This is a genomic window from Stenotrophomonas sp. 112478_Sma, from assembly GCF_056479905.1.
The window spans coordinates 3,059,432-3,081,132 of record NZ_CM151072.1; the positions used below are offsets into that span (position 1 = coordinate 3,059,432).

Here is a 21,701-nt window from a genome sequence, read left to right on the forward strand (position 1 = left end):
TCAGTGCTTTTACAGGGCATGATGCCCCATCGTTTTTTTTCTGTGACCGACGCGTGACGACTGACGACCTGACGTGCAAAGGCCAGACCGCCGCTTCTCCGCGTAGTGTCCGCCCTGTTCTTCTGGGCTTGGCACTGTGCCTGACCAGCCTCCCCGCCTGGTCGCAGACCGTTCCCTCACGCGCCGACGCTGCTCCGGTCCCGGCGACCGACAATGGCGTACGTGTGACGGGCAAGACCGACGCCGCGGCCCCCCAGCGCAGCCGCACCGATGCAGCCGCCAGTGCCACGCTGGCCGCCCTGCTGCCGCACTTGGCCGCCAACGACACCATTCCGCTGATGGACCGCTCGGCCATGGTCGCCGGCGATCTGAGCCGCCTGCTCGCCAACTACGACACCAGCAACGCTGCCAATGGCAGCGTAGTCGGCAGCGCCGCCGACAATGGCAAGGTGCAGTCGCTGCTGCGGCGGGCGATGACCCTGCTCGGCACCCCCTATCGCTGGGGTGGCAGCAATCCGGACAGCGGCTTCGACTGCAGCGGCCTGGTCGGCTACGTCTTCCGTTCGGCGCTGGGCATCGAACTTCCGCGCGTCTCCCGCGAGATGGCACACGACAACAACGCCGAGCTGATCAACGACCGTGCCGCCCTGGCCGCGGGTGACCTGGTGTTCTTCGGTCGCAAGGGCCGGGTCGACCACGTCGGCATCTATGTGGGTGACGGCCGCTTCCTGCATGCCCCGAGCGCAGGCAAGGATGTCCGGGTGGACACCCTGCTCAGCGGCTACTGGGGCAACAAGTTCATGCAGGCGCGCCGCGTCGAGCTCTGACGCCGCCTTTCCAGGCACCGCCTGATAGCTGAAAGCCGCTGCCCTGCAGCGGCTTTTTCGTTGCCCGCGGAATGCCTGGGATGCGTCTTCCCTTCCCTGGCCCGGCGGGCACGCCCCCAACGAAAAGGCCCGCCAGTCCGGCGGGCCTTCATCTCTCGCATGACAGGCCGCTGCGCGGCGTCTCAGCTGCGTGGCGGCGTAGGGTCCGGGTCATCCACGCCCACGTTGCTGGAGGGATTGTCGTACACCGACTGGTCGAGCAGGCCGGTCTCCTTGGCCACCAGCACCGGCACCAGCATCTGACCGGTCACGTTGGTCATGGTGCGCATCATGTCCAGGATACGGTCGATGGCATACAGGTAACCGATGGTCTCCAGCGGCAGATTGGCGGCACTGAGCACCACGGTGGCCATGATCACGGCCGTACCCGGCACACCGGCAGTACCGAAGCTGCCCAGCACCGAGGCGATCAGCACCACCACGTACTGCTCCGGCGTCAAAGGCACGCCGCTGTACTGGGCGATGAAGACCGCGCACAACGCGGGGTAGATCGCGCCGCAGCCGTCCATCTTGATGCTCGCACCCAGTGGCACCGCGAATGCACCGTAGTCCTTGTTGACGCCCAGGTTGTGGGTGATCGAACGCAGCGCCACCGGCATCGCGGCGAAGCTGGAGGAGCTGACGAAGGCGACCTGCATGCCTGGCGCCGCGCCGCGGAAGAACTTCAGCGGATTCAGCCCGTGCGCCAGCAGCAGCGCGCTGTAGACGACCACGATGTGCAACGCACAGGCCACGTACAGGGCCAGCACGAAATGCCCCAGCGGCAGCAGCTTTTCGAAACCGTAACTGCCCACCAGGCCGGCAATCAGGCCGAAGGTACCGATCGGGGTGACTTCCAGCACGAAGCGGGTCACCTGGATCATGATGTCGCTCATCTGGCCGACCAGCTTCCGCGCCTCGGTCACCTTCTCGCCCAGCTTGACGATGGCAAAGCCCACCAGGCCGGCGAAGAAGATCACCGGCAGGATCGAGCCCCTGCCAGCGGCCAGCACGGTCTCGCCGGCGGCATTGACCCGGGTGCCGATGCCGGACAGTGCATAGAAGACGTTGGCCGGCACCACATCCAGCAGCACCTGTACCACGCTGGGAACCTCGCGCGGTACATAGTTGCTGGCCATGGACAGCTGCAGGCCACCAGCACCGGGCTGCAGCACGGTGCCCACGCCCAGGCCCACGCACACCGCCAACGCCGCGGTAATCACGAACCACAGGAAGGTGCGGCCACTGAGCGCTGCAACCGACTTCTGGCCATGCAGTGACGAGATCGCGTTGATGACCGCGAAGAACACCAGCGGCACCGCGATCATCTTGATCAGGGTGACATACAGCTCACCGAGCGGACCGAACCACGTTTCCGCAGCGGGGCCGAGCGCCCAGCCGGCCAGCGCACCAAGCACGAAGCCGCCGACCACGCGCTGCCAGAATGGAATCCGCAGCCAGGCAGAGACCAGCGTCATAGGCAATCCAGAGGGGGGAAGGAAGGGATGCTGGCACGATAGCCCAAGGCGGCCCGCAGAACGACCGTCCGCCCGGCAAATCAGTGTGTCATCGGCGTGCCTTGCGAGGGCGGGCATAATGAACGTCCCGTTACAGTTTGTGAGATCCCAGCGTCCATGCGCCGTTCCGTCTCCCTGTTGGCCACGTGTGCCACCACCCTGCTGCTCGGCGCCTGCGCCAGCACCACCCCCGCTTCCGCGCCGGCAGGCCTGAAGGTCGCCGTCGAGCCGGTTGCACACCCGGCCGGCGAGACGCCGCAATGGTGGTACCGCAGCGGCGCCGCCCAGGCCGCCGCCAATGGCGCGATGGCCGGCAAGGCCCGGAATGTCATCCTGTTCCTCGGCGACGGCATGAGCCTGACCACCGTGGCCGCTGCGCGCATCTACGAAGGCCAGAAGAAGGGCGGATCGGGTGAAGAGAACCTGCTGTCCTGGGAACGCTTCCCCGCCACCGCGTTCAGCAAGACCTACAACACCGACTCGCAGACCCCTGATTCGGCGGGCACCATGACCGCCATCACCACCGGCGTGAAGACCCACATGGGCGCGATCGGTGTCAGCGCAGGCGCCCGCACCGATTGTGCCGACAGCCTGTCCAAGGGCCTGCTCACCTGGCTGCAGCTGGCCGACAGCGCCGGCCTGGCGACCGGCATCGTGTCCACCGCGCGCCTGACCCACGCCACCCCGGCGGCCACCTACGCGCACTCGCCGGAGCGCAACTGGGAGAATGACACCGATCTGACCGAAGCGGCCAAGGCCGCCGGCTGCAAGGACATCGCCCAGCAGCTGCTGTCCACGTCGCGCTATGGCCGCGGCCCGCTGGTCGCGCTCGGCGGTGGTCGCGGTGAATTCACCACCGTGGAAGAGCGCGATCCGGAATACGACGACAAGGTCGGCCAGCGCCTGGATGGCCGCAGCCTGGTACAGGAATGGCAGCAGGCGCATCCGCAGGGTGCCTACGTGTGGAACAGCAGGCAGCTGGCCGCCGCCGCAAATGCGCCGGCCATCCTCGGCCTGTTCGAGCCGGACCACATGCGCTACGAGTACGAGCGCCCACAGGATCCGGCCGGTGAGCCGAGCCTGGCCGAGCTGACCGCTGCCGCGATCACCAATCTGTCGCGCCATCAGGAAGGTTACGTGCTGATGATCGAAGGCGCTCGCATCGACCATGCCAACCACAGCGGCAATGCCTATCGCGCACTGACCGAAACCGTGGCGATGTCCGATGCGGTGCGGGTGGCGTCGGAAATGACGTCGGCCGACGACACGCTGATCATCGTCACCGCCGACCACTCGCACACCCTGAACTTCGTCGGCTACCCCGCACGCGGCAACCCGATCCTGGGCAAGGTGAAGGACAAGGGCGGTGAGGACGGCGCCGGCAAGCTGGACTACGCGCTGGACGGCAACGGCCAGCCTTACACCACCTTGAGCTACGCCAATGGACCGGGCCACACCGGCAGCACCAACCAGCAGCCGGCGGGCAGCAAGCGCTACCCGCACAACCCGAGCAGCTTCGAGCCGGCCAAGGGGCGTCCGGACCTGCATGATGTCGACACCGAGCATCCGGACTACATGCAGGAAGCGCTGGTGCCGATGAAGTCTGAATCGCATGGTGGCGAGGACGTCGGCATCTGGGCGCGCGGTCCCGGCAGCAAGGCGATCCGCGGCACGCTGGAGCAGAACACGATCTATCACATGATCGTGCAGGCAACGCCGGCGCTGCGCGATCGCCTGTGCCAGGCGGGCACCTGCGATGACAAGGGCGTACCGGTGCAGCTGCCGGCGCCCAAGGCCTTCGAACGCAGCGTCGACGGAAAGTAACGGCACGGCGGACGCAGTGTGCAGCCGGGCCATGCCCGGCTGCATCCCGCCCGTGAGTCGAAGGCGCGGCGCGACCCCGCCGATCACCCTACACTTCACCCGTGACTGCCTTCCCCGCCCTGGTTTCCCTCGATGCACCGCTGCTGGTCGGCTACAGCGGCGGCCTGGATTCGACCGTCCTGCTGCACTGGCTACGGCGCTGCACGCAGGCGGCCGGCGTGGGACTGCGCGCTGTACACGTACATCACGGGCTGCAGCCCGACGCCGATGCCTGGGTCCACCATTGCCAGCAGCAGTGCGCGGCCCTGGGAATCGAACTGGTCGTACACCGCGTGCAGGTCGAGACCGGCACCGGTCTGGGCCTGGAGGGTGCAGCCCGGCAGGCGCGTCGCGCTGCTTTCGTCGCCTCTCTGCGCGACGGAGAGACGCTGGCCCTGGCCCAGCATCAGGACGATCAGGCTGAAACTTTCCTGCTGCGCGCGTTGCGCGGTTCCGGTGTCGATGGCCTGGCTGCAATGAGCGGGGACAGCATGCTCGCCGGCCACCGGCTGTGGCGGCCGCTGCTGCAGGTCCCGCGCGACGCTCTGCATGACTATGCGCGGGCCCACGATCTGCACTGGATCGAAGACCCCAGCAACGACGACGCGTATGCCGACCGCAATTTCCTGCGCCTGCAGGTGCTGCCGCTGCTGCGCCAGCGCTGGCCGCACGCCGCAGCGGCCCTGGCCGGCAGTGCCGATCATTGCGCACGCACCCGCGGCCTTCTGCAGGAGGAGGACACTGAACTGCTCGCACACCTGGAGGCAGCCCCGCGCGTGCTGTCCTTGCAGCTGCTGCGGCAGGTATCGCCGGAACGCGCCGCACGCGTCCTGCGCACCTGGGTGGCCAGCCATGGCGCGGCACCGCTGCCGGGGCGGGTGCTGCAGCAGATGCTCGAGGAAATGCTGCCCTCCGCTTGCGACCGGCAGGCGCAGGTGCGCTGGCAGGATCACGTCATCCAGCAATGGCGCGAGCATGCCTATCTGCTGCCGGCCGAGCTGCCTGCCCTGCCCCTGGACTGGCAGGAGGAGTGGGACGGCCGGGTGCCTCTGGCCTTGCCAGATGGCGGCCAGCTGCGCCTGCTGGGCGCCGCGATGTTCCAGCAGCCGATGCAGGTGCGTGCACGGCGTGGCGGCGAGCGCATCGTGCTGCCGGGACGCAGCCACGCACATGCCTTGAAGGACTGCCTGCAGCGTGAACATCTGGCCCCCTGGCGGCGCGCGCAGCTGCCGCTGCTGTTTGCTGACGGCAACCTGCTGGCCGCCGCCGATGTGGTGATCGCCGCACCGCTGCAGGCCTGGCTGCACGCTCACGACGCCCAGCTGCGGTGGCAGCCGGGTGGCTGGTGAATTGACCCCTGCGCGCGTGCCGTCCACACTTGCCGCATGGCCAAGAAGTCCCCCGAAAACGCCTCCCCTGTTGCCCAGTTCGAGCAGTCGCTCGAATCGCTGGAGCAGCTGGTGGAGCAGATGGAAACCGGCGAGCTGAGCCTGGAAGCGTCGCTCAGTGCTTACGAACGTGGCGTGGGCCTGTACCGCCAGTGCCAGCAGGCGCTGGAGCAGGCCGAACTGCGCGTCCGGCTGCTCAGCGATCCGGCACAGCCCGATACGGCAGAACCCTTCGATCCGCCCAGCCATGACGGCTGAGGCGGCGTTCGCGCGCTGGCGCGACCGGATCGAAAGCCTGCTCGATGCCGCCCTGCCCTCGCCGGCCGATGCACCGCAGCGGCTGCACCAGGCCATGCGCCATTCCGTCCTCGGCGGTGGCAAGCGCATGCGTCCGCTGCTGGTCTATGCCACTGGCCAGTTGTTCGGCGCTCAACCGGAAAGGCTCGACGCGGCCGCGATGGCGGTGGAACTGATCCATGCCTATTCGCTGGTGCACGACGACCTGCCGGCAATGGACGACGATGCACTGCGCCGTGGCAAACCCACCACCCACATCGCCTTCGACGAAGCCACCGCGATCCTGGCCGGCGACGCCCTGCAGACCCGCGCCTTCAGCCTGCTGGCCGAGGCACCACTGCCGGCAACACTGCGCGTGGACTGCCTGCAGGCGCTGGCACACGCCTCCGGTGCCGCCGGCATGTGCGGCGGCCAGGCGCTGGATATCGATGCCACCGGACAGCAGCAGTCGCTGGCCGCGCTGACCCGGATGCATGCGCTCAAGACCGGCGCGCTGATCCGTGCCGCGGTACGCATGGGCGCATTGTGCGGCGATGCGCCGGAGCCGCAGCGGGTGCAGCTGGACGCATTCGCCGATGCACTCGGCCTGGCGTTCCAGGTCCGCGATGACATCCTCGATGTCGAAGCCAGCTCCGAGCAGCTGGGCAAGACGGCAGGCAAGGACCAGGCGCAGGACAAGAGTACCTTCCCCGCCCTGCTCGGCATGGAGGGAGCGAAGGCGCAGCTGCGCGAGCTGGCGGCCCGCATGCAGGCTGCTCTGGCGGGCTACCACGAAGAGGCCGATGCGCTGCGCGCGCTGGCCAGGCTTGCGGTGGAGCGCGATCACTGACGTGGTGCGCAACGAAAACGCCCGGCAATGCCGGGCGTTTTCATGTCCGCATGCAGCCGGTCTTACTTGATCAGGCGCAATGCGAACGGGTAGCGATAGGCTTCGCCGTTGTTGGCCTTGACCGCGGCAATGATGCAGAACACCAGGCTGACCAGTCCGACGATCGGCATCAGGATCGCGCCGATGACCACGATGGTCAGGATGATGCAGACCACCATCGCGATGGCCACGGTGATCTGGAAGTTCAGCGCTTCCTTGGCCTGGTCGGTGACGAAGGACTTGCCGGCGTCGTCCTTGTTGATCAGCCAGATGATCAGCGCGCCGATGAAGCCGGTGAAGATGCCCAGCAGGTGCGCGGCCAGGGCCATGGTGCGCTGGTCTGCCGGGACATCGGCGGTGACCGGCGGCGGCGGCGGGACGTTATCGAATTCACTCACGACAAAACTCCTTTTCATTGGGTGGTCTTGACCCACCGGCATCAGGCCGGTTGCGTCAGGCGGCCATAGCTTACGCCATCGACGCCATCAATCATTACCGGCGATGGTCATCCGCCCCACCAGGATCGAACCGGTCCGGATGTGCGAGCGCGGATCGACATCGCTGCCCACCGCTTCGATCGCCATGAACATCTCGCGCAGGTTGCCGGCAATGGTGATGCCGTCCACCGGGTACTGGATCTCCCCGTTCTCGACACGGAAGCCACCGGCCCCCCGCGAGTAGTCACCGGTCACACCATTGACACCCTGCCCCATCAGCTCGGTCACCAGCAGGCCGCTGCCCATCTGCCGGGCGATGTCTTCCAGCGGCCCGGCGTTGGCCGCCAGCTGCAGGTTGTGCACGCCGCCGGCATTGGCCGTGGTCTGCAGGCCCAGCTTGCGGGCCGAGTAACTGCCCAGTACGTAGCGCTGCAGCACGCCATCGCGGACCAGTGCCGACGCGCGGGTCGCCACGCCATCGCCGTCGAAGGCGGCCGAGCGCAGGCCGCGGCGCAGGTGCGGCAGCTCGTCGATCTGCATCCAGTCCGGGAACAGTCGCTGCCCGGCGCTGTCCAGCAGGAAGCTGGCCTGGCGGTAAAGCGCGCCACCGGACACGGCCGACAGCAGATGGCCCACCAGACTGCGCGCCACTTCCGGGGCGAACAGCACCGGCATGCTGCCCGTAGCCAGCGAGCGCGGCTGCAGGCGGGCGACGGTACGCGCGGCGGCCTGGCGGCCGACCTGGGCCGGATCTTCCAGGTCCTGCCTGGCCAGCGCACTGGTGTACCAGCCGTCGCGCTGCATGCCATCGCCCTGGCCGGCAATCAGCGCACAACCGATCGAATGGTGGGTGCCGCGCTCACGGCCAATGAAGCCGTGTGAATTGGCGTACACCGACAGGCTCTGCGAGGTGGACACCGCCGCGCCATCGGAGTTGCGGATCTGCGCGTCGGCCTCGCGCCCGGCGGCCTCGCAGGCCAGCGCCAGGTCCACCGCCTCGTCAGCCTGCAGGGCCCAGGGATGCCAGCCGTCCAGGTCGGGAAAGTCCTTGGCCATCAGGCCGGCATCGGCCAGTCCGGCGGCCGGATCATCCTCGGTGTGGCGGGCGATCGCGCAGGCCTGCTCCACGGTGGCCGACAGGCTGGCCTCGTTCAGGTCGCCGGTGCTGGCGCTGCCCTTGCGCTGGCCGAAGTACACGGTCACGGCAATGCCGCGGTCGCGGGTGGACTGTACGGTTTCCACTTCGCCCAGGCGCACATTGACCTCCAGGCCGCGGTCCTCGCTGCAGCTGACCTCGGCTTGGCTGGCCCCCAGCGCACGGGCACGCTCGAGCAGCTGCTGGGAAAGGTCGGCCAGCCGTTCCAGGCGGGCCGGGCTGTCGTCGCCGACAACCACTTCAGGGGCGATCACGTTCAATGCTTTATCCTGTACAGGTTGGGCCCGGCATCACGCCGGGCGACTTTTTTGAAAGCAGGTGTGGACGATGCGCGGACGCGACGAAGAAACCGGTGAATTCCTTGACAAGAGCCGCAAGCAGAAGCGCGGCGAAGCCCTGGAAGTCCTGGCCCTGGGTGAGAAGCTGGTGTCGCTGACCCCGGCCCAGCTGGCGCGCCTGCCGATTCCGGAGGATCTGCTGCCGCATATCGCCGAGTGCAAGCGCATCACGGCCCACATCGCCCACAAGCGGCAGCTGGCGTTCCTGGCCAAGCACATGCGCCGCGAGGAAGACGAAACCCTGGAGGCGATCCGCGATGCGCTGGACGCCAACAGCGAAACCTCGCGCCGCGAAGTGGCGATGATGCACCGCGTGGAAGACTGGCGCGAGCGCCTGCTGGACGACGGCGACAAGGCGCTGGCCGCGCTGCTGGACGAGTATCCGCAGGCGGATCGCCAGCAGCTGCGCACGCTGGTGCGCAACGCCCAGGCCGAGAAGGCGAAGAACAAGCCGCCGCGCGCCTACCGCGAGATCTACCAGGTGCTGCGCGGGCTGATGCTGCCGGCCGCGCTTGGCCTGAAGGTCGCCACCGACGACGACACCGGCGCCGATCTGGACGACGCGACCGACGAGGACTGAGTCCCCGCCGGCCGGGGCGCTGGCCGGGGCCGTTGCCATGTTCAGGCCTGGGTGCCGCCGACGGTCAGGCCCTCGATCAGCAGCGAGGGCTGGCCGACACCCACCGGCACGCTCTGCCCGTCCTTGCCGCAGATGCCCACGCCCTCGTCCAGGGCCAGGTCGTTGCCGACCATGCGCACCTTCTGCATGGTTTCCGGGCCGTTGCCGATCAGGGTCGCGCCCTTCACCGGCGTGGTGATGCGGCCATCCTCGATCAGATAGGCCTCGGTGGCCGAGAACACATACTTGCCACTGGTGATGTCGACCTGGCCACCGCCGAAGTTGACCGCGTACAGCCCCTTCTTCACCGAGCGGATCATCTCCTGCGGATCGTGCTGGCCGGCGCGCATGTAGGTATTGGTCATCCGCGGCATGGTCAGGTGCGCGAACGACTCGCGGCGCGCGTTGCCGGTCGGTGCCATGCCCATCAACCGTGCATTGAGGCTGTCCTGCATGTAGCCGACCAGGATGCCGTCCTCGATCAAGGTCGTGCACTGGGTCGGATGGCCTTCATCATCGACGTTCAGCGAGCCGCGACGGCCGTCCAGGGTGCCGTCATCGACGATGGTCACCCCCGGGGCCGCCACGCGCTCGCCGATGCGACCGGCGTAGACGCTGGTGCCCTTGCGGTTGAAGTCGCCCTCCAGCCCATGGCCGACCGCTTCATGCAGCAGCACGCCAGGCCAGCCCGGGCCGAGCACCACCGGCATCACACCGGCCGGCGCCGGCACCGCGTCCAGGTTCACCAGCGCCTGGCGCAGCGCCTCGCGGGCGAACGCTTCCGGCCGGCCATCGGCGAACAGTTCTTCGTAGCCATAACGGCCACCACCGCCGGCATAGCCGGACTCGCGGCGACCGTTCTGCTCGACGATCACCTGCACGTTCAAGCGCACCAGGGGGCGGACGTCGGCACCCAGAACGCCGTCGCTGCGCGCGATGAGCACGGTGTCAACGCCACCGGACAGGCTGACCATCACCTGCTTCACCCGCGGATCGGCGGCACGCAGATAGCCATCCAGGCGCTTGAGCACTTCAACCTTGGCCTCGTTGCCGAGCCCATCGATCGGATCCAGCGCCGGATACAGCGCGCGTGCATTGCCGCGCAGCAGCGAGCGGCCCGCCTGGGCACCGCCCTCGCGCGAAATCGCGCGTGCCGACTGCGCCGCCGCCAGCAGCGCATCGGCATGGATGTCATCGGAATAGGCGAAGCCGGTTTTCTCGCCGGCAATGGCACGCACGCCGACCCCCTGCTCGATGGAATGGGCACCGTCCTTGACGATGCCGTCTTCCACGCTCCAGCTCTCACGCCGGGCGTGCTGGAAATAGAGGTCGCCGAAATCGACACCGGGGCCGAGCAGCTGGCCGAAGGTGCGCTCCAGTCCAGCGGTATCCAGGCCGCCGGGGCGCAGCAGGCGGTCTTGGGCAAGCGTCAGGGCGATATCAGTCATGGCTCTCGATCTGGGGATGCAGGGGCACTCAGGCAAGCCCCGGGGAATGGGAGGCCGCGCTCAGCGCGACCGCGGCAGGTCGGTCACGGCCGGTGGAAGGGTCGGCGCAGGTGCGGGAGCCGGCGGGGTCCGTTCGCGGCTGCGTTCGATCACCTCCACCTTCGGCTCCTTCCAGGGACCGGTCACCTTGTAGGTACGGGCGCCGATCTCACCTAGCGGCTTGGACAGCACCGCATTGGTCGCCGCCCCCAGCGCAGCCCCGACCGGGCCACCGGCCACTGCGCCGACCACGGTCAGCAGATTGCCGGCACGCGGATTGACGTCGATGGTCTGGTCGAAATGCTGCTGGCGCAGGTCGGCCTGGCCGCGGATGGTGATGTTCGCCGCAGGCCCTTCGATCAGCACCTTGTCGGTGCGGGCCACGCCCTGGCCGAACTGCAGGCTGCCCTCGATCTGATTGAACGCGAAGCCCTTGGAGAAGAAATCACGGAAGTCGAACATCAGCCGCCGCGGCAGCTGGGCCACGCTGAGCAGACCCAGCACGCGACCGGCACCGGGGTCCAGTTCCAGCAGCTGACCGTTGCGCGCATGGATATCCAGCTGGCCCTGCAGATTGCCCAGCTGGAAGTCCGACGGCCCGCCATTCCACGACGCCTGCAGCTGCGCCTGGCCGGCGCCGCCACGCAGCTGGCCACCGTAGTCGAGATTCTGCATCAGCGCGCCGAGATCCTCGCTGCGCACCTGCGCGTTCAGCTCGGTGCGGGCGCCGCTGCTGCTGCCCAGCCAGCGGCCGGTGATGTCGATCTCCTGGTCGGGCGCGCGGAAGCGCAGGGTCTGCACCTCCAGGCCGTTGCCCCGCGGGCGGGTGCGCAGCACGGCCTGGCCGAGCGCCACCTTGCCGAACTTCAGGTCGGCGATGTCCAGCGCGAACGGCGGCAGTTTGGCCGGATCCATGTCGTTGGCACCGGCCTGCACCCGGGCCGGTGCCGCTGGCGCATCGGGTGCGGCCGGCAGTGACTGCCAATACACCCGGTCGAGCTGGCCGCTGATGGTGCCGCCCTCGGCATTGGGCACGCTCAGGCGGCCAGCCAGCGAAGGGCCGTCCAGGCGCACATCCAGCGCCTGCGCGCCCGGGCGCAGTTGCAGGCGGGTCTGCTCGAACACCCCTCCGATCAGCATCAAGCGGCCGACCTGCACGTCGATCGCCCGCAACGGCATCGGATCGCCGTCGCCGTCTCCGCCGCGGGCCAGGCCGATCCACTCCAACGCGTCCAGGGTCGGGCTGTGACCGTTGACCGCCAGCCCGCTGGAAGGCGGCTCGCGGTCGACCTGGCCGCTGCCGAGGGTCACCTGCACGCCGGTCTGATTGTTATGGCTGCGCGCGGCCAGGGCCAGGCGCTGGCCAAACGCCACGTCGATACGGCCATCCCCCATCGGCAGCTGCGCAGTCACGGTGGTGGCCAGTGGCTCGTCGGCGGGCTTGTCCAGCGGGGCGGGAAGATCCAGGCGCGTGCCTGCCAGATCCGAGCGCAGGCGCAGTTCGCTGGGAGGAGCGGGCGCGCCTGGCGCGACCTTCGGCAGGTTGACGGCGATGGTCCAGGGCGAGGTACCGGTGATGTAGGGCTTGAGCCAGGCCATTTCCGGCGCGCGGTCAATCAGCACGCCTGCATCAAGGCGCGCCGAAAGCTCCGACTCGAAGGCCAGCTTCGGGTCACGCACGAACCCACCCGCGCGCAGGCTCAGTTGGCCGTCCTGGCCCAGATGGCGCACCGCCAGTTGCTCGGCGGCAAAACCACCGTTGCCGTAGCGGGCCAACCCACGCATGTTGTCGAATTCCAGCGCGAAGCGCTTCTCCACCAGCTTCACGCCGGCCAGATCGACCGTGCCCTGCAGGTGCCCCCCCCCTTCGTCGGCATGCAGCGGCTGCAGCAGGTCGAAGGTCACCTGCGCCGGCCCGGTGGCGGTCAGGTTGTCCAGCGTCTCGCCGTATTCCTGGTGCAACGGGCTCTGCCGCAGCAGCGCCAGCAGCTTTCCGGCTTCGCTGCGGGTATCGGCACGCACGTACAGCGGCTGCTGGCCGAAATCCTTGATGCCGGCCTCGAAGTGCTGCACCGGCACGCCTGCCAGGTCACCGCGCCCCTGCATGTGGAAGCCAGGACCGATGAAGGCGATGTCGGCGTCAACCTGGCTCATCAGCGGCCAGTCGCGCTGGAAGCGGATGTCGCCGCGGGTGATATGACCGGTGGCCTCGAACCGCCCGTCGTTGTTGTCGAAGGGCCAGTCGTCGAGGTCACCGGTGACCAGGCCGATACCATCACGCACCTGGCCGCCGGCCAGCGCCATGTCCAGCCAGTCGGTGGCACCCTTGCTCATCCTGGAATGGATCCAGAAGCGCTTGGCGGCCGTCATCGGTACATCGTCCAGCTTGGCCGCCAGCTGCAGCCACGGACGCGTGCCATTGCCCTGGAACCAGACATCGCCGCGCAGATCGGCTGCGTAATCCGTGCCTTCCACGCGCAGGGCGGCCGTGCCGATGCGCCAGCCGCCGCCTTCGTCGCGCCACCCCACCACTTGGCCTGCCAGGTGCAGGTCATGGCGCACGCCGAAGCCGGTCGGCCAATCGAACTGGAGCTCGCGCTGCGGCTGCAGCTGCAGGCGGAAGCCATCGGCGTCGCCTTCGAAATGGCCGCCCAGCCCACGCAAGCCAGGTGCGTCACCGACGCTGGCAAAACCCAGCGACTGCAGCTCGCCCTGGGCCCACAGCGGACCGTTGCGCTTGCCGGCCAGCTGCAGTTCCCGCAGATCCAGCTGCGGCTTTGACAGGAACAGCCAGCGCCGCAGGCCAGGGTCCAGGCGGTCACTCAGCGCCAGCGCACGCAGCGCGGTGCCGGCCTGCACCGCCCCGCTGCGGATGCCCAGTTGCGTGCCGACCTGCAGTTGCAGTCCATCAAGCTGCTGCGCGCCGGTGTCGTCCACCAGCCGCAGGCGCGGTACCTGCATCGCCCATCCGTCCGCCTGCCGCTGCCAGCGCAGCAGCGCCTGCATGCGCTGCAACTGCAGCCGCGGCACTGCCAGCCCCGGCATCGGTGCGCCGTCGATGCGCAGATCCCGCAGATCCGAATCGGTGGTCAGCGCCACGGGGACGAAATCGCGCAGGGTCAGCCACACATTGAGTTCGCCGCGTCCTTCACGCAGGCGCACGCCCCCGGCCGCCAGCAACGGCGACCAAGCGCGGAAATCGATGGGATCGGCGCCCAGCCATGCCTCGCCGTCGCCACGCACACGGTCCACATCCAGCACGGCGGTCAGCGGAAGTGCGTCGGTCTGGGCCCAGGCCCGCACGCCTACCCGCAGGCGGTCGCCGTTGACGCGCAGGCGCAGATCGACGCGCGGCAATACGGTGTCGATGCCGAGTGCCGGAGCCTGCACGCCCAGCCGGCCGCCGATCACCTGCAGCTCGCCCAGCCGGCGCAGCGCCTCCAGCGGGTCACCACCGCTGCTGGGCTGCGGCAGGCCACGCACCGACCAGCGACCGTCCTCGCTCTGCTGCAGATCCAGGGCCAGGCCGCGCAGACGCAGCTCGGTCAACGAACGGCCCGGCAGCAGGCCGCTGTACATCGACACCAGGATTTCAGCCTCGCCGACCGCCAGGCCCTGCCCGGCGCCGATGCGCAGGCCCTTCAGCTGCAGCAGCGGGCCACGACGGGTCCACGCCGTGTCCAGCTGGTCGAAACGGACCGGCTGGCCTGCACGCTCGCTCAACCAGGCGGCGATCCTGTCGGGGTGTCGCTCGGCCAGCGGCAGCAGCTGGCTGAAGGTGCCCACCAGCAGCGCCAGCCCGACCAGGGCCACCGCACAGGCAGCAATGAGATGACGGCGGATCCTTCGCAGTCGCAGGCGCGGCGGCGCGCTCATCGGCCGCCGCCGACCTTCGGCCGGCGTGGATCAGAGCAGCACAACATCGAACTGCTCCTGCAGGTACTGCTCATCCGCCTGGAAGCGGATGCTCTTGCCGAGGAACTCTTCCAGCTCGGCCACCGCCGCGGATTCCTCATCGGTGATGCGCGCCACCACCTTGGTCGACGCGATCACCAGCAGGCGCGCGGCATCGAACTGGCGCACCGCGCGGGTGATCTCGCGGAAGATCTCGTAGGTGACCGTTTCGGTGGTCTTGATTGTGCCGCGACCGCTGCACTGCGGGCAGGTCTCCGACAGCTGGCGCTCCAGGCTTTCGACCGTGCGCTTGCGGGTCATCTCCACCAGGCCCAGCGGCGAGAAGTCGTAGACCGTGGTCTTGGCATGGTCCCGCGCCAGCGCCTTTTCCAGGGTTCGCAGCACCTGGCGGCGGTGCTCGGCATCGTCCATGTCGATGAAGTCGATGATGATGATGCCGCCGAGATTGCGCAGCCGCAGCTGCCTGGCCACGGCCTGCGCCGCCTCCAGGTTGGTGCGGAACACCGTCTCCTCCAGGTTGCGCTGGCCGAGGAACGACCCGGTGTTGACGTCGATGGTGGTCATCGCTTCGGTCTGGTCGATCACCAGGTAGCCACCGGACTTCAGCGGCACCTGCTTGTCCAGCGCGCGGCCGATCTCGTCCTCCACGCCGAACATGTCGAAGATCGGGCGATCGCCGGAGTACAGCTCCAGCTTCTCGGCCAGCACCGGCATGTACTTGGCCACGAAAGCCTGCAGCTGCGCGAACGTTTCCTTGGAATCGACCTTCACCTTGTCCACGTCCTTGCGGATCAGGTCGCGTACCGAACGCAGCGGCAGGCTCAGGTCTTCATAGATCACGCTGCAGGGGGTGGCGTCGCGGCCGCGGCGCTCCACCACGTTCCAGACCCGCGACAGATAGGCGATGTCCTCGGCGATGGCTTCGGCCGGCTGCCCTTCGGCGTTGGTGCGCACGATGTAGCCGTAGCCGCCGTGCTGTGCCGACAACTCGGTCACCAGCGCCTTCAGGCGCGCGCGCTCGGCCTCGTCCTCGATGCGCGCGGACACGCCCACCACTTTCGATTGCGGCAGCAGCACCATGTAGCGCGACGGGATGCTGATCTGCGTGGTCAGCCGCGCGCCCTTGGTACCGATGGGATCCTTCACCACCTGCACCACGATGTCCTGGCCGTCGCGCAGCAGCTCGACGATCGGCACGCTGGCCGGTGGTGGCAGCGTGGTGTTCTCGGTGTCGGCACTGGCCACCGGCGCTGGCCGCACCACGTCGTTGGCATGCAGGAACGCAGCGCGCTCAAGGCCGACCTCGACGAAGGCGGCCTGCATGCCCGGCATCACCCGCTGCACCTTGCCCTTGTAGATGTTGCCGACCACACCCCGGCGCCAGCCGCGCTCGATGTGCAGTTCCTGCAGCATGCCATTCTCGATCACCGCGACCCGGGTCTCGCGTGGGGTCACATTGACCAGGATTTCCTCAGACATCTGCAGCCTCCCTGGCGGCGTTGGCAATGGGAGCCGGCACGCCGCAGCGCGCCAGCAGACGATCGGTGTGCAGCAGCGGCAGCCCCATCACACCGGAGTAGCTGCCGGACAGGTGTTCGATCCAGCGCTCGGCCCCACCCTGGATGGCGTAGGCCCCGGCCTTGTCCAGCGGCTCACCGGTGGCCACATAGGCGGCGATGTCGGCGGTGCCGATCGCAGCGAACGTGACCTCGGACACCACCAGTTCGCTGTCCAGCCCGGCCGCGCCGACCACCACCACGGCCGTCATCACCTGGTGCGTGCGTCCGGCCAGGCGCGCCAGCATTGCCCGGGCATCGGCGGCATCGACCGGCTTGCCGAACACCTCGCCATCAAGCACGACCTCGGTGTCCGAGCCCAGCACCCGTGCGTCCGGGTCGTCGGCCAGCACCCGGGCCAACCCGGCGCGCGCCTTGTCGGCCGCAACCCGGCAGACGTACTGCTCGGCGCTTTCACTGGGCGCGCGCTGCTCGACAACCTCCAGGTCAAGCGCCTGGAAGGGGCGTCCGAGTCGGGCCAGCAGCTGGTTGCGTCGGGGGGAGCGGGAAGCAAGATAGAGCATCGGCACAGCATAACCTGAGGCCGCCGCCTGAATCGTCGGCAACCTGCTCCCGCGTGCCTTCAACCCCGAACGGACTCACAGCGCGTTCATCGCTACGACACCACCCTCACGCCACAACAAGGAGATCCCATGCGCCTGACCGCCTCCCCGCTGCTGCTTGCCCTGTCCCTCGCCCTTGGAGCCTCGATGTCCGCCCATGCCGCCCCGCCGCCGCCGATCGCCGCCCCGGCCGAGGGCACCCTGCTGAACATTTCGGCCAACGCCGAAGCGACCCGTGTGCCGGATGTGGCCACCCTGTCGGCCGGCGTGGTCACCCAGGCCGCCGACGGCAACAGCGCCATGCGCCAGAATGCGCAGCAGATGGACAAGGTGCTGGCCGCGATCAAGGCGGCCGGCATCGCCGAGCGCGATGTGCAGACCAGCGGCGTCAGCCTCAACCCGCAGTACCGCTATGCCGACAACGAAGCGCCGAAGATCACCGGCTACCAGGCCAGCAACACCGTCAGCCTGAAGGTCCGCGACATCGCCAAGCTGGGCCGGGTGCTCGATGCGCTGGCCGCCCAGGGCGCCAACCAGATCAACGGCCCCAGCTTCGAGATCGACCAGCCGGAGCCGGTCTATGACGAAGCCCGCCTGGCCGCGCTGAAGAAGGCACAGGCGCGCGCCCAGACCTATGCCAAGTCGCTGGGCCTGCAGGTGCGCCGCATCGTCAGCATCTCTGAAAACAGCAACGGCGGCTTCCGCCCGGTGCCGATGATGCGGGCACAGATGGCCTCGGCCGCCATGGACAAGGCCACGCCGGTCGCGCCGGGCGAATCCACCGTTTCGGTCAACCTGGACGTGGTGTTCGAGCTGGGTCGCTGACGACCCGGCACGGCGGGGGCACTGTCCGCCGGACAGCGCCCTGCCCTGATCTGCTGCCCACGGGGCCGGATGCCTTTCCAGCGGAAAGGTCTCCGGCCCCGTTGCGTAGATGAAGGCCAGTTCAACATCGCCTGACATGCCTCTAGGCAATGGCGGCCACGACGCGCTAATGCTTGGCTGCCAGCCGCGTGCGGCAAACCCCGATGGCGGCCCTGGTGCGTTGACGTCTTTCGACACTGGCACGGAGGTGGACCATGGTTCGTACGTATCCCGTTGCATCCGCGCACTTCGACCCCGCCCGCATCGCCGCCTGGAGCGCGGCCATCGCACTGCATCTGCTGGCGTTGCTGCTGCTGCTCATCCCCGCCACCTACCAGGCGGTACAGGCCCCGCGTGACACGACCACGGTCCGCTGGATCGAAAAGGTCGAGACACCGGAACCTCCGCCGATCCTGCCCACCGAACCCGAACAGGTGAAGGTCGCCCCCCGCTCCCAGGCAGTGCCGACCGCACCGGCGCTGCCAGCCCCCACCGCAACGGTCGAAGACGCGCCAGGCATCGTCCTGCCGGCCGCCGAACCGACCGCCGTGATGGCGCCGCCGACGCCGACGGCAGCTACGCCGCTGGCGGGAGCCCAGCTGCAGTACCGCAGTGCGCCGCCCCCGGCCTATCCCATCCCCGCGCTGCGCAACCGCGAACAGGGCACGGTCCTGCTGCGCGTGGAAGTGGACAGCAACGGCCAGCCTGTTGCGGTCAGCATCGAACGCAGCAGCGGCTCGCGCAGCCTGGACCAGGCCGCACGCCAGCAGGTGCTGCGCCACTGGCGGTTTGAGCCCGCCCAGCGTGACGGCGTGGCGGTGCCTGCCATCGGCATGGTGCCGGTGCAGTTCTCGCTGCCCGACTGACCGCTGCACCGGCCCGGCCTCAGGCCGGGCCGGAATCCGCGACCGGGTTTGCGAATCCGCACACCGCCCGTCCGCGCGTTGCCGATTAAGCAAAATTTCACGACTCCGTCACCTGCCGGAAACCTAGATTGGCCCGTCCCGGACCTGATCCGGCGACAGCCCTCAACGCAAGGTTTTCCAGTTAGGAGAGAAGCTGTGAAACACCCGATCCATCGGCCCGCCAGCCGCCGTGACACCCTGGCATCGTCCATCACTCACATCCTTACCGGCAGCGCCCTGCTGCTGGCCGGCGCCGTGGTTTCCTCCTCCGCCTTCGCCCAGGAGCAGGCCACCAATCTCGACCGCATCACGGTCACCGGCTCGAACATCCCGCGCACCAATACCGAGACACCGTCCCCGGTGCAGGTGGTGACCCGCCAGGAGATCGACCGCACCGGCAAGACCACGGTCGCCGAATACCTGCAGACCCTGACCGCCGACGGTTCCGGCTCGATTCCCAAGACCTTCGGCAACGGCTTTGCCGGCGGCGGCGCCGGCATCTCCCTGCGTGGCCTCGGCGCCGGCTCGACGCTGGTGCTGTTGAATGGCCGCCGCATGGCCACCTACGGCCTGGCTGACGATGGCCAGAAGGTCTTCACCGATCTGAGCACCATTCCGCTGGATGCGGTGGAGCGCGTGGAAGTTCTGAAGGACGGCGCATCGGCGATCTATGGCTCCGACGCCATCGCCGGCGTGGTCAACATCATCCTGCGCAGCGATTTCCAGGGCGCGATCCTGCGCGGTTCCTACGGCGTCTCCGGCGACGGCGACGGCGATGCCAAGAAGGCGACGCTGACCGCAGGCACCGGCGACCTGGCCACCGATGGCTGGAACGCATTCTTCAGCCTGGACGTCGGCAAGACCGACGCGATCAAGATCGGCGATCGCAAGAACCGCAAGTGGATCGGCACCGGTGACATCCGTCGCTGGGGCTATTCCGCCGCCGACGCGCAGTTCCTGGGCGGTGCCTACCTGTCCGGTGGTACTGCCGGTGGCGTGGGCCCGAACGGCTCGGTGTTCGACGACCGCAATGTCGACGACGACAATCCCGCGTTCCTGGTGGCTCTGCCGGGCTGTGCCAATCTGACCAGCATTCCCGGCCAGACCGATGCGACCGCACAGCAGCAGGGCTGCCTGTGGGATCCGGCGCAGAAGTTCCGTGACCTGAGCCCGGAAGAGAAGTACATCAACGTGTTCGGACGTGCCAGCTTCGCCTTCGGCGAAGGCGGCGAGATCTACACCGAGATCGGCTACTCGAAGAAGGAAACCACCTTCAGCAACACGCCCTCGGGCGTGTCCGGCGGCTGGGGCTACCCGGAAGGACCGGTCAACGCCAACAGCGGTTCCGGTGCCACCGTGCTCGGCCCGGATCATCCGGACAACCCGATTCCCGGCCAGGCCTCGCGCCTGCGCTATTCGGCCTGGGACGTTGGTCCGCGCGTGACCAACAACACCAACGAGTTCAACCGCTTCCTGGTGGGCGTCAAGGGCAACTGGGGCGACTGGAACTATGACACCGCCTACCTGCACTCCGGCACCGACCTGATCAACCGTCGTACCGGCTTCCTGCACTACGACAACGTCCGCTGTGCACTGGCCAACCCGAACTGTGCCGGTGGCGTATGGCGCATCGGCGACAACGCCAACCTCAACTCGCAGGCGCTGTACGATTTCATCTCGCCGGAGATCAGTGCACGCGCCAAGTCCAGCCTGGACATGTTCGACTTCACCGTGTCGCGCAGCCTGATGGACCTCAAGGGTGGCCCGCTCGGCCTGGCGATGGGCACCGAGTGGCGCAAGACCAGCAACAGCCTGACCCCGCAGACGTTCACCGACACCGGCGACATCATCGGCCTGGGCTACTCGGCCTATGACGGTACCCAGAACGTGTATGCCGGATACGTCGAACTGTCCGCGCCGGTGCTGGAACAGCTGGAGCTGTCCGGTGCACTGCGCTACGACAAGTACGAGAGCGGTGAAGGCAAGGCGACGCCGAAGCTGGGCGTGAAGTGGACCCCGGCCGACTGGATCGCGCTGCGCGCCAGCTACGCCGAAGGTTTCCGCGCGCCGAACCCGGCCGAGAACGGCGACGGTGGCCTGGCCGCCTTCTCCAACGCCCGCGACCCGGTGCGCTGCGCCATCAGTGAAGCCGAATGCACCGCACGCTCGGTGGCGATCATCACCCGCCCCAACAGCGACCTGAAGCCGGAGGAATCCAAGAGCTATTCGGTGGGTATCGTGCTGCAGCCGACCTCCTCCACCTCGATGACGGTGGATGCGTGGCAGATCAAGCGCACCAACGAAATCGCCCAGGGCAGCACCGCCGACGCCATTGCCGCCGGCAACGTCCTGCGCGACACCAACCTGCTCAACGGCATTGCCGGCACCGGCAGCATCCTGGCGGTCAACACGCAGTACATCAACGCCGCTTCCACCCGCGTGCGCGGTATCGACACCGATATCCGCCAGACCTTCGATATCGGTCCGGGCCAGCTGGAAATGGATCTGCAGTGGAGCCATGTGCTGAAGTTCGAGCGCACCGATGCCGATGTGACGGTCGACTACGCCGGCACCCACGGCAACTGCGACGTCACCAACTGCATCGGCACGCCGAAGGACCGCATCAACTTCGGCACCACCTGGAGGCAGGGCCCGTGGAGTGTCAGCGGCGTCGCCAACTACATCAGCAAGCTGGAGAACAAGGACCGCCGTGGCGGCGACTACCTGGCGTTCTACGAGGATGGCTCGCCGGTCGAGAAGATCTCCTCGTTCACCACCTTCGACCTGTCCGGCCGTTGGAACATCACCGAAGCCTTTGAACTGAACGCATCGGTGCAGAACGTGTTTGATCGCATCGCACCGCTCGATCCGACCACCTATGGCGGCGTGAACTACAACCCGCTGCACTTCAGCGGAGCCATCGGCCGCTACTTCACGGTCGGTGCCAAGTACACCTTCAACTGATCGTCGCTGCAGCATCACCTTCGGAGGCCCGGGCACATGCCCGGGCCTCCGTCGTTGCAGATGTTGCATGCGGCTTCACGGCACTGCCGCTACTGTGC

Annotated in this window: 16 protein-coding genes; 9 read left to right on the forward strand and 7 right to left on the reverse strand. The window is 68.0% G+C overall.

Annotated features, from left to right (window positions below):
• Positions 1-53 precede the first annotated feature (53 nt).
• A complete protein-coding gene (locus ACZK08_RS14045) occupies positions 54-827 on the forward strand; it encodes a C40 family peptidase (protein WP_065181835.1) in 774 nt (257 codons plus the stop codon).
• A gap of 182 nt (positions 828-1,009) precedes the next feature.
• On the opposite strand, the gene ACZK08_RS14050 is transcribed toward ACZK08_RS14045, so the two are convergent.
• On the reverse strand, positions 1,010-2,344 hold the full coding sequence (locus tag ACZK08_RS14050; RefSeq protein WP_065181834.1) for a dicarboxylate/amino acid:cation symporter: 1,335 nt from the start codon (positions 2,342-2,344) through the stop codon (positions 1,010-1,012).
• A gap of 156 nt (positions 2,345-2,500) precedes the next feature.
• On the opposite strand from ACZK08_RS14050, the gene ACZK08_RS14055 reads away from it, so the two are divergent.
• From ACZK08_RS14055 to ACZK08_RS14070, 4 genes are all read left to right on the forward strand, one after another.
• Complete coding sequence (locus tag ACZK08_RS14055; RefSeq protein ID WP_053516800.1) at positions 2,501-4,207, forward strand: alkaline phosphatase; 1,707 nt, start codon at positions 2,501-2,503, stop codon at positions 4,205-4,207.
• 101 nt (positions 4,208-4,308) lie between these two features.
• Positions 4,309-5,595, forward strand: coding sequence for a tRNA lysidine(34) synthetase TilS (tilS, locus tag ACZK08_RS14060; RefSeq protein WP_065181833.1), 1,287 nt, complete (start codon positions 4,309-4,311; stop codon positions 5,593-5,595).
• A 36-nt stretch (positions 5,596-5,631) separates the two neighbouring features.
• Positions 5,632-5,892, forward strand: coding sequence for an exodeoxyribonuclease VII small subunit (locus ACZK08_RS14065; protein ID WP_065174877.1), 261 nt, complete (start codon positions 5,632-5,634; stop codon positions 5,890-5,892).
• The gene (locus ACZK08_RS14070; RefSeq protein WP_053516794.1) at positions 5,882-6,760 is read left to right on the forward strand and encodes a polyprenyl synthetase family protein; all 879 of its coding nucleotides are present in this window, start codon (positions 5,882-5,884) and stop codon (positions 6,758-6,760) included. Before ACZK08_RS14065 ends, ACZK08_RS14070 begins: the two co-directional genes overlap by 11 nt.
• A gap of 62 nt (positions 6,761-6,822) precedes the next feature.
• Here ACZK08_RS14070 and ACZK08_RS14075 read toward each other — a convergent pair whose 3' ends face one another.
• Both ACZK08_RS14075 and pmbA read right to left on the reverse strand, forming a co-directional pair.
• A complete protein-coding gene (locus ACZK08_RS14075; protein WP_053516791.1) occupies positions 6,823-7,197 on the reverse strand; it encodes a DUF4870 domain-containing protein in 375 nt (124 codons plus the stop codon).
• Positions 7,198-7,284: 87 nt separating this feature from the next.
• Positions 7,285-8,652, reverse strand: coding sequence for a metalloprotease PmbA (gene pmbA, locus ACZK08_RS14080; RefSeq protein WP_065174875.1), 1,368 nt, complete (start codon positions 8,650-8,652; stop codon positions 7,285-7,287).
• A gap of 67 nt (positions 8,653-8,719) precedes the next feature.
• Between pmbA and yjgA the strand changes: the two genes are divergently transcribed.
• Positions 8,720-9,310 (forward strand): ribosome biogenesis factor YjgA, encoded by a 591-nt coding sequence (yjgA, locus tag ACZK08_RS14085; protein WP_065181832.1) that lies wholly within the window; start codon positions 8,720-8,722, stop codon positions 9,308-9,310.
• Positions 9,311-9,351: 41 nt separating this feature from the next.
• Here the strand turns inward: yjgA and tldD are convergent, their stop codons facing one another.
• Genes tldD through ACZK08_RS14105 form a run of 4 tightly spaced genes read right to left on the reverse strand, consistent with a single transcriptional unit; the run spans position 9,352 to position 16,831 of the window.
• A complete protein-coding gene (tldD, locus tag ACZK08_RS14090; RefSeq protein ID WP_065174873.1) occupies positions 9,352-10,797 on the reverse strand; it encodes a metalloprotease TldD in 1,446 nt (481 codons plus the stop codon).
• A gap of 60 nt (positions 10,798-10,857) precedes the next feature.
• On the reverse strand, positions 10,858-14,712 hold the full coding sequence (locus ACZK08_RS14095; RefSeq protein ID WP_065181831.1) for a YhdP family protein: 3,855 nt from the start codon (positions 14,710-14,712) through the stop codon (positions 10,858-10,860).
• A gap of 30 nt (positions 14,713-14,742) precedes the next feature.
• A complete protein-coding gene (gene rng / locus ACZK08_RS14100; protein WP_053516779.1) occupies positions 14,743-16,230 on the reverse strand; it encodes a ribonuclease G in 1,488 nt (495 codons plus the stop codon).
• On the reverse strand, positions 16,223-16,831 hold the full coding sequence (locus ACZK08_RS14105) for a Maf family nucleotide pyrophosphatase (protein WP_053516777.1): 609 nt from the start codon (positions 16,829-16,831) through the stop codon (positions 16,223-16,225). Before ACZK08_RS14105 ends, rng begins: the two co-directional genes overlap by 8 nt.
• A gap of 129 nt (positions 16,832-16,960) precedes the next feature.
• Here ACZK08_RS14105 and ACZK08_RS14110 point away from each other — a divergent pair, with 129 nt between their 5' ends.
• The 3 genes from ACZK08_RS14110 (at position 16,961) to ACZK08_RS14120 (ending at position 21,603) form a co-directional block, all read left to right on the forward strand.
• On the forward strand, positions 16,961-17,695 hold the full coding sequence (locus ACZK08_RS14110; RefSeq protein ID WP_053516775.1) for an SIMPL domain-containing protein: 735 nt from the start codon (positions 16,961-16,963) through the stop codon (positions 17,693-17,695).
• A gap of 254 nt (positions 17,696-17,949) precedes the next feature.
• A complete protein-coding gene (locus ACZK08_RS14115; RefSeq protein ID WP_065181830.1) occupies positions 17,950-18,600 on the forward strand; it encodes an energy transducer TonB in 651 nt (216 codons plus the stop codon).
• A 195-nt stretch (positions 18,601-18,795) separates the two neighbouring features.
• Entirely contained in the window at positions 18,796-21,603 is a 2,808-nt protein-coding gene (locus tag ACZK08_RS14120; RefSeq protein WP_065181829.1) for a TonB-dependent receptor, read from the forward strand.
• The last annotated feature ends 98 nt before the right edge of the window (positions 21,604-21,701 follow it).

Excerpts from the sequence above, each read along its gene's own strand:
- rng (WP_053516779.1), bottom strand. The coding sequence starts at position 16,230 with ATGTCTGAGGAAATCCTGGTCAATGTGACCCCACGCGAGACCCGGGTC.
- ACZK08_RS14055 (WP_053516800.1), top strand. The coding sequence starts at position 2,501 with ATGCGCCGTTCCGTCTCCCTGTTGGCCACGTGTGCCACCACCCTGCTG.
- ACZK08_RS14065 (WP_065174877.1), top strand. The coding sequence starts at position 5,632 with ATGGCCAAGAAGTCCCCCGAAAACGCCTCCCCTGTTGCCCAGTTCGAG.
- ACZK08_RS14105 (WP_053516777.1), bottom strand. The coding sequence starts at position 16,831 with ATGCTCTATCTTGCTTCCCGCTCCCCCCGACGCAACCAGCTGCTGGCC.
- yjgA (WP_065181832.1), top strand. The coding sequence starts at position 8,720 with ATGCGCGGACGCGACGAAGAAACCGGTGAATTCCTTGACAAGAGCCGC.
- ACZK08_RS14095 (WP_065181831.1), bottom strand. The coding sequence starts at position 14,712 with ATGAGCGCGCCGCCGCGCCTGCGACTGCGAAGGATCCGCCGTCATCTC.
- ACZK08_RS14070 (WP_053516794.1), top strand. The coding sequence starts at position 5,882 with ATGACGGCTGAGGCGGCGTTCGCGCGCTGGCGCGACCGGATCGAAAGC.
- ACZK08_RS14050 (WP_065181834.1), bottom strand. The coding sequence starts at position 2,344 with ATGACGCTGGTCTCTGCCTGGCTGCGGATTCCATTCTGGCAGCGCGTG.
- tldD (WP_065174873.1), bottom strand. The coding sequence starts at position 10,797 with ATGACTGATATCGCCCTGACGCTTGCCCAAGACCGCCTGCTGCGCCCC.
- ACZK08_RS14110 (WP_053516775.1), top strand. The coding sequence starts at position 16,961 with ATGCGCCTGACCGCCTCCCCGCTGCTGCTTGCCCTGTCCCTCGCCCTT.
- ACZK08_RS14115 (WP_065181830.1), top strand. The coding sequence starts at position 17,950 with ATGGTTCGTACGTATCCCGTTGCATCCGCGCACTTCGACCCCGCCCGC.